Annotated in this window: 15 protein-coding genes; 1 reads left to right on the forward strand and 14 read right to left on the reverse strand. The window is 44.7% G+C overall.

The genetic code is table 11. The features are described from left to right. Nucleotides 1-2: 2 nt before the first annotated feature. The 11 genes from rsmB to dapF form a co-directional block, all read right to left on the reverse strand. The gene (gene rsmB, locus AAIG11_RS03320) at nucleotides 3-1,382 is read right to left on the reverse strand and encodes a 16S rRNA (cytosine(967)-C(5))-methyltransferase RsmB (RefSeq protein WP_343184839.1); all 1,380 of its coding nucleotides are present in this window, start codon (nucleotides 1,380-1,382) and stop codon (nucleotides 3-5) included. A gap of 81 nt (nucleotides 1,383-1,463) precedes the next feature. After that, on the reverse strand, nucleotides 1,464-2,144 hold the full coding sequence (locus AAIG11_RS03325) for a zinc metallopeptidase (protein WP_343184840.1): 681 nt from the start codon (nucleotides 2,142-2,144) through the stop codon (nucleotides 1,464-1,466). An 8-nt stretch (nucleotides 2,145-2,152) separates the two neighbouring features. Then, on the reverse strand, nucleotides 2,153-2,923 hold the full coding sequence (locus AAIG11_RS03330) for a DUF116 domain-containing protein (RefSeq protein WP_343184841.1): 771 nt from the start codon (nucleotides 2,921-2,923) through the stop codon (nucleotides 2,153-2,155). A gap of 5 nt (nucleotides 2,924-2,928) precedes the next feature. Then, a complete protein-coding gene (gene fmt, locus AAIG11_RS03335; protein ID WP_343184842.1) occupies nucleotides 2,929-3,864 on the reverse strand; it encodes a methionyl-tRNA formyltransferase in 936 nt (311 codons plus the stop codon). Nucleotides 3,865-3,905: 41 nt separating this feature from the next. Continuing rightward, nucleotides 3,906-4,409, reverse strand: coding sequence for a peptide deformylase (gene def, locus AAIG11_RS03340; protein WP_343184843.1), 504 nt, complete (start codon nucleotides 4,407-4,409; stop codon nucleotides 3,906-3,908). Nucleotides 4,410-4,450: 41 nt separating this feature from the next. After that, nucleotides 4,451-6,706: a replication restart helicase PriA gene (priA, locus tag AAIG11_RS03345; RefSeq protein ID WP_343184844.1), complete on the reverse strand. Its 2,256-nt coding sequence runs from the start codon at nucleotides 6,704-6,706 to the stop codon at nucleotides 4,451-4,453. 11 nt (nucleotides 6,707-6,717) lie between these two features. Further along, nucleotides 6,718-7,932: a bifunctional phosphopantothenoylcysteine decarboxylase/phosphopantothenate--cysteine ligase CoaBC gene (gene coaBC / locus AAIG11_RS03350; protein WP_343184845.1), complete on the reverse strand. Its 1,215-nt coding sequence runs from the start codon at nucleotides 7,930-7,932 to the stop codon at nucleotides 6,718-6,720. A gap of 40 nt (nucleotides 7,933-7,972) precedes the next feature. Then, nucleotides 7,973-8,581, reverse strand: coding sequence for a guanylate kinase (gene gmk / locus AAIG11_RS03355; protein WP_343184846.1), 609 nt, complete (start codon nucleotides 8,579-8,581; stop codon nucleotides 7,973-7,975). 30 nt (nucleotides 8,582-8,611) lie between these two features. Continuing rightward, nucleotides 8,612-8,917: an extracellular matrix/biofilm regulator RemA gene (gene remA / locus AAIG11_RS03360; protein ID WP_343184847.1), complete on the reverse strand. Its 306-nt coding sequence runs from the start codon at nucleotides 8,915-8,917 to the stop codon at nucleotides 8,612-8,614. A 12-nt stretch (nucleotides 8,918-8,929) separates the two neighbouring features. Beyond that, the gene (locus AAIG11_RS03365) at nucleotides 8,930-9,808 is read right to left on the reverse strand and encodes a YicC/YloC family endoribonuclease (protein ID WP_343184848.1); all 879 of its coding nucleotides are present in this window, start codon (nucleotides 9,806-9,808) and stop codon (nucleotides 8,930-8,932) included. Between the two features lie 24 nt (nucleotides 9,809-9,832). Continuing rightward, complete coding sequence (dapF, locus tag AAIG11_RS03370) at nucleotides 9,833-10,651, reverse strand: diaminopimelate epimerase (RefSeq protein WP_343184849.1); 819 nt, start codon at nucleotides 10,649-10,651, stop codon at nucleotides 9,833-9,835. Nucleotides 10,652-10,815: 164 nt separating this feature from the next. Here dapF and AAIG11_RS03375 point away from each other — a divergent pair, with 164 nt between their 5' ends. Continuing rightward, entirely contained in the window at nucleotides 10,816-12,603 is a 1,788-nt protein-coding gene (locus tag AAIG11_RS03375; RefSeq protein ID WP_343184850.1) for an Rqc2 family fibronectin-binding protein, read from the forward strand. Nucleotides 12,604-12,617: 14 nt separating this feature from the next. Here the strand turns inward: AAIG11_RS03375 and AAIG11_RS03380 are convergent, their stop codons facing one another. The 3 genes from AAIG11_RS03380 to AAIG11_RS03390 form a co-directional block, all read right to left on the reverse strand. After that, the gene (locus AAIG11_RS03380) at nucleotides 12,618-13,544 is read right to left on the reverse strand and encodes an RluA family pseudouridine synthase (protein WP_343184851.1); all 927 of its coding nucleotides are present in this window, start codon (nucleotides 13,542-13,544) and stop codon (nucleotides 12,618-12,620) included. After that, complete coding sequence (gene lspA, locus AAIG11_RS03385; RefSeq protein WP_343184852.1) at nucleotides 13,541-13,996, reverse strand: signal peptidase II; 456 nt, start codon at nucleotides 13,994-13,996, stop codon at nucleotides 13,541-13,543. The genes AAIG11_RS03380 and lspA overlap by 4 nt, the downstream gene beginning before the upstream one ends. A gap of 68 nt (nucleotides 13,997-14,064) precedes the next feature. After that, a complete protein-coding gene (locus tag AAIG11_RS03390; protein WP_343184853.1) occupies nucleotides 14,065-14,625 on the reverse strand; it encodes a DivIVA domain-containing protein in 561 nt (186 codons plus the stop codon). Nucleotides 14,626-14,627: the final 2 nt, after the last annotated feature.

Below are 14,627 nucleotides of genomic sequence, written 5' to 3' on the forward strand. Positions count from 1 at the left end.
TTTTAATCTGTTCTTTTCATGCGTGCCACAAAAAAACCGTCGAAGTCCAAATGAATATGCGGACCCAGTTGAATAAATCCTTTTGACGCTTCTTTTTCCGTAAAAAGATCATTGATGATAAAATCATTTGTTCCTTTCTCCATCTGTGGTTCCAGTTTAAAGTTTGGATGATTATCAAGGAACCGCTCTACAACAGCGTCATTTTCCCTGTGTAGATATGTACAGGTGGAATAAACAAGCACCCCTTCATTTCGAACCATCTTGCCGGCATTTTCCAACATCTGGTACTGTAGCTGGGGTAGCTCTCGCAGTCGCTGCCAGTTTTTTATGTATTTAAGCTCCGGTTTTTTTCGAATCATCCCAAAGCTCGAACATGGAGCATCCAACAAAACCCTGTCGGCTGTGTGCGTCATTTCAGGATCCGGTTTTCGGCCATCTTTTTCCTGACATGTAATAATTTCATTGCAACCTAGGCGCTGGGCATTTTCCTTAATCTGCTGAATTCGTCTGGCAGATATATCTCTTGCCGTCACCTGGCCTTTGCCATTCATGCGCTGCGCAATAAAAGTCGCTTTACCTCCAGGTGCTGCTGCCATATCGATGATTCGTTCTCCCGGCTGAGGATCGAGCCAATGCACTGCCATCATTGAGGAAAGACTTTGGATATGAAAAAGACCACGTCGATAAACATCACTATTCGTAATAAGACCCTGATGAGTAATCACTCTGAATGCCTCAGGGATATAACCCAGTGGTTCTAGTTCAATTCCCTCCTGACTGATGGCAAACAGCAGTTCTTCCTTTTTTCCCTTCAGCAGATTGAGCCTCACTGTCAGACTTGGAGGCTGCTGATGAGCAGCGAGCAAAGCTTTAAGGTCTGTCCAGCTGTAATCCTGATGCAAGAGTTCCACCAACCACTGTGGATGAGAATAGAATAGTGACAATGCCTGTAGATTATCATCATCGACGATTGGGTTTCTTGCCTTATCCTTGATTCCACTGCGGGTAATTGCTCTTAACACAGCATTTACCAGCCCGGCGGCCTTCGGTTTTTTTTTCTTAGCCAGCTCGACCGCCTCATTAATGACAGCATAAGCGGGAATTCTATCTGTAAAGCAAAGCTGATAGACTGATATGCGTAGAATCCCTCTCAGAAAAGGGTCCAGTTTATCAACAGGGCGCCTGGCATGGGCCGATATCAGTTGATCCAGTTGAAGCAACTGCTCTAATGATCCATAAACAAGCAACAGGAATAAACGCTGGTCTTCAGGTGACCACCAACCCTTTTCCAACCAGCGCCCTGTTTCTCGATTGGAAAAACGCTCAAAAGTTAATATGTTCTCCAACGCATGGGCAGCTGCTTCCCTCGGACTTATTTTCAAGGAGCTTCATCCCTTCCCTGCTGTTCTTAAACGAGTTAAACAGTAATAAACATAAAGAAAGGCGCTTATCACGCCTTTTTATCAGGATCTTCGGTTTCGAAGTAAGATCAGTCTTAGCAGTTGTGCTACTGCCGTAGCCATAGCAGCTACATATGTGAGAGCTGCAGCATTGAGTACTTTCTTTGAGGCTGGCACTTCATCGCCCATCAAAAATCCATTTGCTGAAAGCAACTGCAGTGCTCTGCTACTGGCATTGAATTCCACAGGAAGTGTGACCACCTGAAATAGGACGGCCGCCGTAAACAACAGGATGCCCAAATCGATCATTCCCAGTGAATCAAAGACAAAGCCAGCAATGACAAAAACCCAGGCCATGGATGATCCGAAACGCGCAATGGGGAAAATGGCATTTCTCCATGATAACGGGGCGTATCCATTGGCATGCTGCAGAGCATGCCCCACTTCATGGGCAGCCACACTGACTGCTGCAACAGACGTTCCCTGGAAAACTTCGCGCGAAAGTCGTAACACACGTGAACGAGGATCATAGTGGTCCGATAGGTAACCTTCAGTTAGTTCCACTGGCACATCAAATAAGTGATGTTGATCCAGAATCGATCTGGCCACTTCCCTTCCTGTGTAACCTTTGCGTGCTGCAACTCGAAGAAATTTAGCGAAAGTGTTCTTGACTTTGCTCTGAGCATAAAGTGCGAATATCATTGCCGGAATCAGTATGATAAAACTCGAATCATAGGGTAGCAACACTTTTATCACCTCTTTATAAATCGTTTCAATGCCTGTTCTACTTCTAACAAATTCACCCTTGTATTATGACAGGGTCCCTCTGGTCTTTCATTGGTCAGAGCAAAAACTGGGATTTGCCTCACATCCATCAGCCCGCTCATCAGATCACGTTCGCAGGCAATGGCAATAACCAGTGCTGGTTTCTTGTTTTGGATTCTTTTTCTGGCCAACGTCCCTCCTGTTACCACCACTACTTCCACTTGATATCGTCTTTGTAAATCTAAGAGCCCGGATATGTTGCAGGCTCCGCATTCGGTGCATTGGGTAATATTATTGGTAATTTTAATCCCACAGGCAGCTTGTTGCAGACAGTGGGGGGTGAGTATCAGAATTTCATCAACATTGTAACACTTATGATGATTTAACAGAGCCTGGTTGTTCAGTCTGGTATAAGCCCGGCGTATATCATCTTTGTCAATGTTAAACCAGAGACTCATGTGAATCAGCGTTGGGTAAAGCCATCTTAGGAAGAAGTATGACATTGAAAACATCCAATTGGGAATGGGTTTATTATACCACAAACGTCGAAAGGCCACCATTCCCGATAATGCAATAAAACAAAGCATCACTAATATGGCCAATAATGCAACTCCGATGAGGCGGTATCCCAAGAGCGTTTCCTCAGCCATAATCCACACAAAGATTCCTATCGCTGTCGCAAGAGCGACCAATAGCAGCAGCAATAGTATCATTGTTTTTTTGAGGCTTTTTTGCTCTTGGTTGGTCATCCTATTCATGATGATCATACTCCAAACTGCGTTTTGGGTTTAATGGTGTGACCATGCAAAAAATCGCAGACTGCCATTCTTTTTTTTCCTTCCAATTGAACATCTTTCACCAATAATCTGTCTTCCCCGGTTGCAATGACCATTCCCTCCGAGGAGACTTGCTCCACTGTTCCCGATGGTAGTACCGATGTTCCTGATAGTACTGATGCTTCCCAAATCTTCAGCGTTTTACCATTCCACTGTGTATAGGCAGTTGGCCAAGGTTGAGTACCTCGAATCAGGCAATCAATACTGGATGCAGAAGCACTCCAGTTGATTAACCCGGCATGTTTCGTCAGTCTGGGGGCATAAGTAGCACTGGAATGATCCTGAGGTTTTGGATCTAATGATTGATTGATGCATGAGATCATTGTTTCCCTGAGCGTCTCAGCACCAATAACCGACAAACGATCATGCAGGGTCTGTGCGGTTTCATCTTCATGAATCACGATGCTCTTCTGCAACAGCATGGGTCCTGTATCCATTCCTTCATCCATCAGCATTGTCGTAATACCAGTTTCAAGACATCCGTCGATCAGACACTGTTGAATCGGTGCAGCTCCCCGATAAAAAGGCAGCAATGAAGCGTGAACATTAATGCATCCATATGCCGGTAAGTGGATCACATCAGCTGGCAGCAACAGTCCATATGCAACGACAACGATTACTTCCGGTCTCCATGACGCCAGGGTGGATCGAAATTTTTCATCTTTTGAAGATTCCGGCTGGAACACAGGCAGATCTAGATCAAGTGCTTTTGCCTTTACCGGCGTCGGCGACGTGTGATAACCACGCCCTTTCGGCCTATCTGGCTGAGTGTAGACACCTTGTAGCTGTATTTCAGGTACAGTGGACAGAACCTCCAGGCAGGGAACTGCAAATGCCGGGGTTCCCATAAAGACTGTTCTCATTGTTTTCCTCCTGTCAATGACATGCCTATGATTATCACGCATTACTGCTTTTCAATGACCGGTGATGTGTCAGCGATTCCGTCTTCTTGATCGTCTTCATCCTCTTCCGGTAAAGCCCTGTCGATGAACAGAACGCCGTTCAAGTGATCCACCTCATGACAAATGGCTCGCGCCAGTAGTCCTTCGGCATCAAGTTCAAAGAGTTTACCTTTTCGATTTAACGCCTGTACACGCACTTTTTCCGGCCGAATCACACGACCGCTTTGATCAGGAAGACTCAAACATCCTTCAATGGCGCATTGTTCCCCTTCTTCATTAATGATCGTCGGGTTAATATACTCAATCACTTCTTCCTCCACATCAGTCACAATAATGCGTTTCAAAATCCCCACCTGAGGCGCTGCCAGCCCAACCCCATCTGCCAAGGCCATTGTTTCTTTCATATCATCTAATAACGTCAAAACCCGTTGATTAATATCGGTAACTTCCCTTGCTTTTTTTCGCAAAACCGGGTCATCGTCTGTTCGAATAATTCGTATTGCCATTGTCAACTTCCTTTCGAAATAGATTGTAGCTACAAGTTAATTTACCCCACAAATCGCGGGTCAGGATCAATGGTCACAGTTACCATTGGAGAAATATATCGATCACGGCCCTCCATCAGCAGATATTTGACCGTTTTTCTCATAATGTGATAGGGAATTTGCACAGACTTCATCAACAGGGTGTATCGGTAACGATTTTCGATTTTGGCAATTAGAGCGGGACCCGGCTCCATAACTTCTTCAAGATGCTCGCCATATCCGCTCTTTTCGAGAAGAAAGCGAATTGCTGCGGCTGAATGATACGCTGCCTTAGCCACAGCTTCTTCTGATTCGCTCCAAAATGTTACCTGAATCAAACGGGAAAATGGTGGGTAAAGAAAGCGTTGGCGAATTTGTATTTCTTCATGATAAAAGCGATGGTAGTCCTGAATGGCAGACAGATGGACTGCGTAATGATCAGGTTGAAATGTCTGGAGGATGACTTTTCCTTCTTGCGTTCCCCGCCCTGCACGGCCTGCAACTTGTGTCATCAGCTGAAAGGTTTTTTCTGCCGCTCTAAAATCCGGCAAGTTCAGTGAAGTATCTGCCAGTAAAATTCCCACCACTGTTACATTTGGAAAATCAAGTCCTTTGGCGATCATTTGGGTTCCCACAAGTAAATCAATTTTTTTTGCTTCAAACCTTTCCAGTATTGCCTGGTGCGACCCTTTTTGTCGGGTGACATCCTGATCCATTCTTGCCACCACATGATGAGGAAAAAGGGATTGCAAGCCTTCTTCCACTTTTTGGGTGCCTGCTCCCTGAAAGCTGACAAGTTCACCGCACTCCGGACAGTTTTCAGGCACCGACTCCTTTTGACCGCAATAGTGGCATTTCAGTACCTGCTCTTTTCGATGCCATTTCATAGAGATATCACATTGAGAGCATTTGGCCACATACCCACACCGGGGACACATCACAAGTGTTGCAAACGCACGCCGGTTCAAAAGCAAAATAGCCTGATGTTTTTTGCCAAGACAGTGTTCCAGCGCCGCTATCAGTGAACGGCTAAAGAGTGTCCTGTTTCCTTCTCTGGCTTCCCTTCTTAAATCAACCACTTCCACCTGAGGTAAACATCCTCCCGCCGCTCTTTCCTTAAGTTCAACCAGCAATAACTTCTGATGCTCTGCTTCATGGTAAGACTCCAGGGAGGGAGTTGCTGATCCTAATAGCAGCTGCGCCTTTTCAAGACGACATCGTTGTCTGGCAATTTCAGTGGCATGATAGCGGGGTGCCTGCTCCGATTTATAGGTATGTTCGTGTTCCTCGTCAATAATGATGATCCCCAGGTTTTGGCACGGTGCAAAAATGGCCGACCGTGGTCCTATCACAATTTTTGCCTCTCCCCTGTGAATCCGACCCCATTCATCCAGTTTTTCTCCTTCTGATAAGTGACTGTGAAGTACTGCAACCTGGTCCCCAAAACGGCCGCGAAATCGCTGAACCATCTGGGGTGTTAATGCAATTTCAGGAACAAGTAAAATGCTGTCTCGTTGTTGCTCCAATGTACTTTTAATGAGTTGTAGATATATTTCCGTTTTTCCACTACCTGTTATGCCGTGTAGCAATACTGGTGTATCTGGTTTTTTTTCCCAGTGCCCTCTGATCAGCAACATTGCCCTTTCCTGATAATCTGTTAGTATGGGTTCAGGGTAAGGAGTCGTCAGCAAATCCTTAAAAGGGTTGCGTCGGACTATTTCTTCGGAAATCGTGATTAAGCCCTTCGCTGCCAATGCTTTCACTGCTCCGTTGGATGCCCCTGTCATTTTTAGTAATGACGCTAATGGTGCATGTCTGATATCATGTAATACCTCAAGAATTTTTTGCTGCATCGGAGCCCGCTTCATCTTCATCTGTTGCTCTGCCAGTTCATCGCTCTCAAGCTGACAGTGTACCCAAAGGACTCTCTTTTTTCCCGTCCGATTATTCGGAACAAAGCATCGGATTCCTTCGATGTAACGGCATAAATATGATTTTTTCATCCACTGTACCAGTTCTATCTGTGTGGCAGTCATCGCGTAGGCATCATCCGAAATGTGCGCCAGTTCTTTTAATGGTTGATCCACTTTCTGCCGGTATTTGATCGTCATGACGAACGCTTCTGTGAGGCGATTGTTTCTACCGAAGGGCACCGTTACCCGCATGCCTGGTTGAATCAGCGTTTGCATATATTCTGGTATAAGATAATCAAACAGATGATCAAGTTTAGCATGATAATGGTCCAGAATAACCTGGGCAATCAGTATTTCTTTCTTCAAGTGAATGCCCCCTAAGCAGACGGTTCCTTCTTCCTATTCAAAATGGTGACAATTTCAGATATGATTTCCTGGGCAATGATCTCTTTCGATGCAAGCGAGATTTCTTTCATTTCACCTGATGGCTTCATTAAAATCACCTCGTTTGTATCATGCTGAAACCCAGCCCCTTCACGACTGACATCATTGGCAACCATCAGATCCAATCGCTTTCTTTTCATTTTATCAGCAGCATATGAAGCCACATTTTCTGTTTCTGCCGCAAATCCCACCAGAATCTGATGTGTTTTCTTTTTCCCAAGTTCCAGCAAAATATCAGGATTCTTCACCATTTGAATCGTCAAATCAGGCTGATTCTTTTTTATTTTCTGTGTCGCCATCTCTGCAGGTCTATAATCTGCAACTGCTGCTGCCTTGATGACAATTTGTTGCTGATCGAACAGTTGCAGAACTATCTCATGCATCTCTTTGGTTGTTTTCACAGAATGATAAGTGCAACCTGCAGGTGGTTCCAAATGGACAGGCCCAGCCACCAAAGTAACGTTAGCTCCGCAGAGCAATGCTGCTTTTGCCAATGCGAAGCCCATTTTCCCTGATGAGTGATTTGAAATGTAGCGAACGGGATCAATCGGCTCCATGGTTGGTCCTGCTGTGATAAGCACATTCACATCTTTAAGGGTTTGATTGCGATGGAAGTGATCAAGAACATACCCTTCAATCTGGCTTGGTTCTGCCATTTTACCTGTTCCTGTATCACCACAGGCCAGAAGACCTTCGCAGGGATCAATGAATTGATATCCCACTCGCTGTAATGTCTTCATATTTTTTTGAAAAATGGGATTTTCATACATCTTTGTATTCATGGCAGGTGCAAAAACAACAGGTGCAGTCGATGCCATCACTGCTGTCGTAAGAAAATCATCCGCAATACCCCCGGCAATCTTTCCGATGATGTTGGCAGTTGCCGGAGCAATCACAATGAGATCCGCCTTTTGTGATAATGATATATGTTCGATTTCCCAGTGTTTAATAGACTTAAACAAGCTTGTAACCACTACATTTCTGCTCAATGCCTGAAATGTTTGTGGGTGAACGAATGATGTGGCAGCCTCCGTCATGATCACATCCACTTGGGCTCCCTGCTTAATCAGCCTACTAACCAGTTCGCATGATTTGTAGGCAGCTATCCCTCCACTTACACCAACAACTATGTGTTTCCCTTTCAGCATTGAATCCCACCTCTTTCACATAAACGACTTCTATCAAAGATCATGAAGAAAAAGTTTCAAGCCAATAATGCCTGCTTCGGACAACACTGGCTTTTTCGGCCTTTAAAATACTTTCAATAAGTTGAACGGCATCGCTGACATGGTCATTCATGACAGCGTAATCGTAATTTCCAAGATGAAGAATCTCCTCCAACGCACTGTTCATGCGCCGCTCCAGTTCTTCCGGCGTTTCGGTTCCACGGTGATTAATCCTTCGATGCAGTTCTTCCATTGATGGTGGTAAAATAAAGAGAAACACTCCCTGAGAAAACTTTTTTCGAACCTGCATGGCACCTGCTGTATCAATTTCCAGTAAGACATCTTTGCCCCTCTCCAGTTGCTCTCTGACGAAATCCCTGGGGGTTCCATAATAATTTCCATAGACAACTGCGTGCTCTAAAAAAGCATCTTGATGCAACTTTTTCTGAAAATCATCCTCGGAATGAAAGAAATAGTTAACGCCCTCCATTTCTCCGGGTCTTGCTTTTCGCGTCGTTGCAGAAACCGAAAGTTGTACACTTGGATTACGTCTGATAAATTCTTTCACAATGGTGCTTTTGCCAGTTCCGGAAGGTCCGGAAATAACAATCAAAATTCCTTCTTGTGTCATCGCTGCTCCTCCATCTTTTTCCTGATTCGTCTATTCATCATCTGCATCATAACCCTTATACTCTTTACCGTCATCTTTTTCTTCTTTTGTGTCATTTCGGGCATGCAGTCGATGAGCCACCGTTTCAGGCTGAACGGCAGAAAGGATAATATGATCACTGTCAGTGACTATGACCGCCCTGGTACGGCGACCATATGTAGCATCGATCAACGCACCCTGTTCCCGTGCTTCCTGAATCATTCGCTTAATCGGGGCTGATTCAGGACTCACAATGGCGACAATTCGATTAACAGAAACAATATTGCCAAATCCTATATTGATCAGACGATGTGTCATGATGATTCTCCTTTATTCAATATTCTGAACCTGTTCCCGAATTTTCTCCAGTTCACTTTTAATTTCGACAACCAGTCCATTGACTTTTAAATCGCCTGCTTTTGACCCGATTGTATTGATCTCGCGGTTCAACTCCTGCATCAAAAAATCCAACTTTCTGCCAACTGCATCTTCTTGCTCCATGGTTTGAAGAAATTGACTTAAATGGCTGTTGAACCGGACAATTTCTTCATCAATACTGCTTTTTTCCGCCATCATGGCAATTTCCATCATCAGTCGATTTTCGTCGATTTCAATCTCTCGATCCGCTATCTCCTGAAATCGTTTCGTCAGACGGTCCCTGTAGCTTTCAGACACTTCTGGACTAAACAGCAGAATCTGTTCAATCATTTCCTTTAATAAAATTATTCTTTCCGATAGAACCACTTTCATCGTTGTTCCTTCAGTTTTTCGCATTTGCATTAGCTGTCCCAGCGCTGTCGTCACACCTTTTTCAAGGCTGTTCCACAACAACGTTTCATCCAACTCCTGTTGTTCAACAGTAATCACTTCCGGCAATCGTACAAGCTGAGCGACCGTCAGGTCATTTCTGATTGCCAGAGAATCACTCAGACGTTCGATGGACTGTTGATATTCACGGCAAAGGTTTTCGTCAATCAGAACTCGTTTGTCTGATTCTTCAGTCGATCGCTGGTTAACATACAGGTCAACACGACCTCTTCGAATGTGAGTTTTAAGGCACTGGCGAATTTTTTCTTCAAGAAATCCCAGTTTTCGCGGCATTTTAATTCCCATATCAAGATACCGGTGATTCACTGATTTGATTTCAATTGTGAATCCGGTGTGCTGCACAGTCACTTCAGCTCTTCCAAATCCTGTCATGCTATTCATGGTTAACACGCCCTCTCTTTTGGATTAAATGCTGTCATTTCTGTGCACATACTCCCCATGGCAAATATCAGTTGCCGGTCCGGTCATTATCAGTCGCTTGTCTGGGCAAATAGCCAGATGAAGCTGACCACCTTCTGCTTTTACTTGAACCTCATCCGCCACAAGACCGAGTTGATGAGCCACCGCACAAACACTGGTTATTCCTGTTCCACAGGCAAGTGTATGGCCTGCGCCCCGTTCCCAGGTCATCACATGAGCCTGACGGGAGTTTTCGATGTAGCAGAAATTCACATTTGTCCCATCAGGAAAAAAGGCATGTTTTTCGATCATCGGCCCAACTTGCTCCACCTGATCAGCTCCAGGTTTATTGGTGAAAATCACAACATGAGGTACTCCCATGGTGACATAGGCATATTCAAATGATTGGCCACCCACTTCAATTGTTGCTTGTAATGTATGTATCACGGGTTTGCCCATGTCAACAGCCACTTCGCTGGTATTAATATCAACTGATCGAATATTTAATGAAATCACACCTGCGAGGGTTTCAACGCACATTTCTTCTTTGTCAGGAGATGGCTTTGTATCGATGTAACGCGCAAAACAACGAATGCCATTGCCGCACATTTCTCCCCGCGATCCATCACTGTTGTAGTATTCCATGCGTGCATCTGCAATGGCGGATGCCACGGCGACCATCAGCCCATCAGCGCCAATGCCAAAACGCCGATGACAGGCATTCTTAACAAGTCTGGCAATTTCGATTCCCGCGGGAAGCTCCTTTTCTTTCATCAGTATAAAATCATTTCCGATGCCCTGCATTTTAACAAACGGAATTTTCACAGGATTGCCTCCTTTTTATTCCTTCTATTATAACAAATTCTTCCTTCTATTTCGATGGCACTTTCCTTAAATTCCACATTTCGAAATGACTCACCTGTCGATTCCCCTTGAATATCATCTCTGAATCAAGTATGATATCTCATGAGTAGACAGGAGTGATTGATATGCCTTTAGATGGAAGTGTCGTGGCAGCTCTCCGCCACGAACTTGAACAGCATGCCCTTGATAGCCGTATTGATAAAATATACCAACCGGAATCAGATGAACTGGTATTGACTCTTCGCAATCGTGGTGAACAACGTCGACTGCTTATTTCGGCCCACAATCAGTATCCGCGTGTTCATTTCACCACCCTTGCACGATCCAATCCTGCTCAGCCGCCGGTTTTTTGCATGCTGCTGCGAAAACACCTGTCGGGTGGTCGGATCATCAGTATTGAACAGCCTGACTTTGAACGAATGCTGATTTTTCACGTGCAGGGACTCGACGAGCTTAATCAGATCACCCACAAGAAATTAATCATCGAAATGATGGGAAAACATAGTAATATCATTCTGGTGGATACGCATTCCGGCCTGATTCTGGATGCCATCAAAAGAGTTCCTCTTCACATCAGCCGCAAACGTCAAGTTCTTCCAGGATTAGCTTATGAGATGCCTCCCATGAGTAAAATGAATCCACTGACATTGACTGATGCGATTGATCTGAATGACTGTTTTCCGCATTCTGACAACCAGCAATTAAAAAACACCCTTATTAACACCTTTAATGGGTTGTCGCCACTAATGGCTTCTGAAATACTTGTTCGATCCGGTATTGATCATAGTCAACACTGGTCTGAACTGAGTCACAAAGAAAAGGATTCTTTAAAGAGAGCGTTTCTGGAGGTGGCCCATCTTATTTCTCAGGCCGATTTCTCCCCTGCGTTGTATCAAGATGCTGTCACTGGTCGCATGGTCGATTTTTCTGTTATTCCCATCCAGCATTTGGATGCCCTTGAATCGGCCCCCGCCAACAGTACCAGCCAACTGCTTGAACACTTTTATGGACTGAAAGATCACCAAGAACGTTTAACACAGCGTTCTTCAGATCTGCGTAAGATGCTTACTCTTAAACGAAATCGCCACACCCATAAATTGCAAAACCTGCATCAGGATGAAACCAATGCACTGAAGGCCACGCAGGACAAGACTAAGGCCGATTTGTTGATGGCTGGTTTGCATGAAATTGAGGCCGGTCAGTCCACATATCAAACAGTTAATTACTATGACGACGCACAACCTATAATAGATATTCAGCTGGATTCCCGAAAAACACCGGCTCAAAATGCTCAGCGACTCTATAAGCGCTATCACAAAGCCAAAACAGCTTTGGTGGAAATCAAACGACAACGCGAAAAAACTCAACAGGAAATTCAGTACCTGGATCAATTATTTCATTCCCTTGATCAGGCAGACTCATTGGCAGATTTAGAGGTGATTCGCCAGGAACTGGTTGATGCAGGTTACTTGAAGAAACGCTTATCCCGTGGCAAACAGCCCAAGCCACCGGCGGAAAGCCAACCCCTTAAGTATACATCCAGTCAAGGTCGCACGATTCTGGTAGGAAAGAATAATCTCCAAAATGAAATGGTCACTTTTCGAATCGGAAAGAAAAATGACCTTTGGTTCCATGTGAAGGACCTTCCCGGTTCGCATGTTGTCCTCATACTGGAGCAACAGCAACCCTCAGATGACGAAATTCGGGAAGCAGCTTTGTTAGCCGCATATTACAGCAAAGGCCGGCAAAGCGGGAAGCTGCCCGTCGATTATACCTGGTGCCGGCATGTAAAAAAACAACGTGGTGCCCAGCCTGGAATGGTGATCTATGAACAACATCAGACAATTTATGTTACTCCAAGTGAGTCCGGCATCAGCAACTTGCTTGAGAATAATCTAAAAAACAGCCGTTGATGTGGCTGTTTTATTTATTCCTTCCCCATTTGTGCGCGAAGTGTTATCAGCACTTTCTGAAAAGAATCTGGCAGCTTTGATTCAAATATCATTTCCTGGCCCGAAACAGGGTGCCTGAAGCCCAAGCTTTTGGCGTGCAGCACCTGTCCACTTAAACTAAACTTCTTTTGAGTCCCGCCATAGCGTTCATCTCCAAGCAAGGGATGGTTTAAGTAAGCCATATGCACTCGTATCTGGTGGGTTCTGCCAGTCTCCAGACGCGCTGTAAGATATGTGTGATCCCGAAAACGCTCCTTGACAGTAATATGTGTCACTGCCGGCCTTCCCTCATGCAGAACAGCCATTTTAAGCCTCTGGTTCGGGTGACGTCCGATGGGTGCATCCACGGTAATCTTATCTTCTTTAATCACTCCTACTGCCACTGCCTCATAACATCTAATCATAGTATGGGCAGCTAATTGTGCAGCCAGTCCCTGATGAGCCACATCATTTCTGGCCACCACCAGCAGACCCGATGTGTCTTTATCAATTCTGTGAACTATTCCTGGGCGTATCACGCCGTTGATCGTCGATAGCTGGCCTTTACAATGGTACATAAGGGCATTGACCAGCGTCCCCGATTCATTGCCAGCTGCCGGATGAACCACCATTTTTTGTGGCTTATTGACAACCAGTAAATCTTCATCTTCGTATACAATCTCCAAAGGGATGTCTTCTGCTTTTGCTGATAAAAGTCGCGGCTCCGGCAACGATAGTTCAACAACATCACCCATTTTAACCAAATGCCTGTTTTTACAATGTTTCCCATTCAAAGAAACTTGCTTGTTCTGAATTAAAATTTGTAAATAGCTCCGACTCTTGTTTTCAACAGATTCTGCCAGGTATTGATCCAGTCTGAGTCCATCCAGTTCTTCATCCACCACCAGTGTTATCTGCGTCATGAAACCTCACCTGCCTGATGCTCTGGCTGTCCCTTGAAAATATAGTAAATCAGTAAAGCCTGGCCGATGACAATAGCTGAATCTGCAATGTTAAAGACTGGCCAGAACTGAAAATCAAAAAAATCCACCACATACCCGTACATCATTCTATCAATAAAGTTGCCGATGGCACCACCAACCACCAAGCTTAATGCCAATGTCAGCAACCGATTCAACTGGGGATTGAAAATAAGGTACCAAAGAATTCCGCCAACAATCAGTACTGTGGTGATGATAAAAAACAATCGTTGATTCTGTAGCAATCCAAAGGCTGCTCCCCGGTTTTCCAAATAGTGAAGATGAAACACTCCATCAATTATCGGAAATGTGCCAATATCTTTCAGGTACGCCACCACCAGCCATTTGCTCACTTGATCAAGAACTACCGTGACAATGATTACCCACCATTTCATTTTTTTGCTCCTTCCGCATAAAAAAGCCTGTCATCTGTGTTAAAGACAGGCGTACTTGCCGAATCATATTATTCTTCTTCAGACCGAACGGGTGTGGGGGCGGTATTGAATCGCTCCAATGAATGGTCATCAGATCTGGTAACTGTATGTTTACGATGAGTGTAATTTTTAAGATCATTCGCAATTTCGTCGGTGTCACTGACAACTGTTTCAAGCTGCGCCTGAAGCAGTGTCCTAAACCTGGTTTTGAATATCTGAATCTGCTGAAGCACTTCATCTTGATGCGCGTGAATCCGTTCCAGCTCACGCCGCGCACTTGCTACTATTTCCTTCGCTCGCATCTCTGCTTCTTCAACCAGCAAATCCGCCTTTTTCAACGCATTACTTCTCAACTCTTCTGCCGAAGACTGGGCCACCACCAAAGTTTCTTTCAGTGTTTCTTCCATTTGTTTATATTTTTCAACCTGCTTGGAATCCCGCTCTAATTGCTCTTTCAATTCCATGTTTTCTTTGAAAAGCTGTTCATAATCGGCCATTACCTGATCCAAGAAAGCGTCTACTTCTGACTCATTATAGCCGCGAACACTTTTTTTAAACTCTTTGTTTTGAATATCCAGTGGTGTTATCATTC

Source organism: Anoxynatronum sibiricum, assembly GCF_039414295.1.
GTDB classification, from domain to species: domain Bacteria; phylum Bacillota; class Clostridia; order Peptostreptococcales; family Tindalliaceae; genus Anoxynatronum; species Anoxynatronum sibiricum.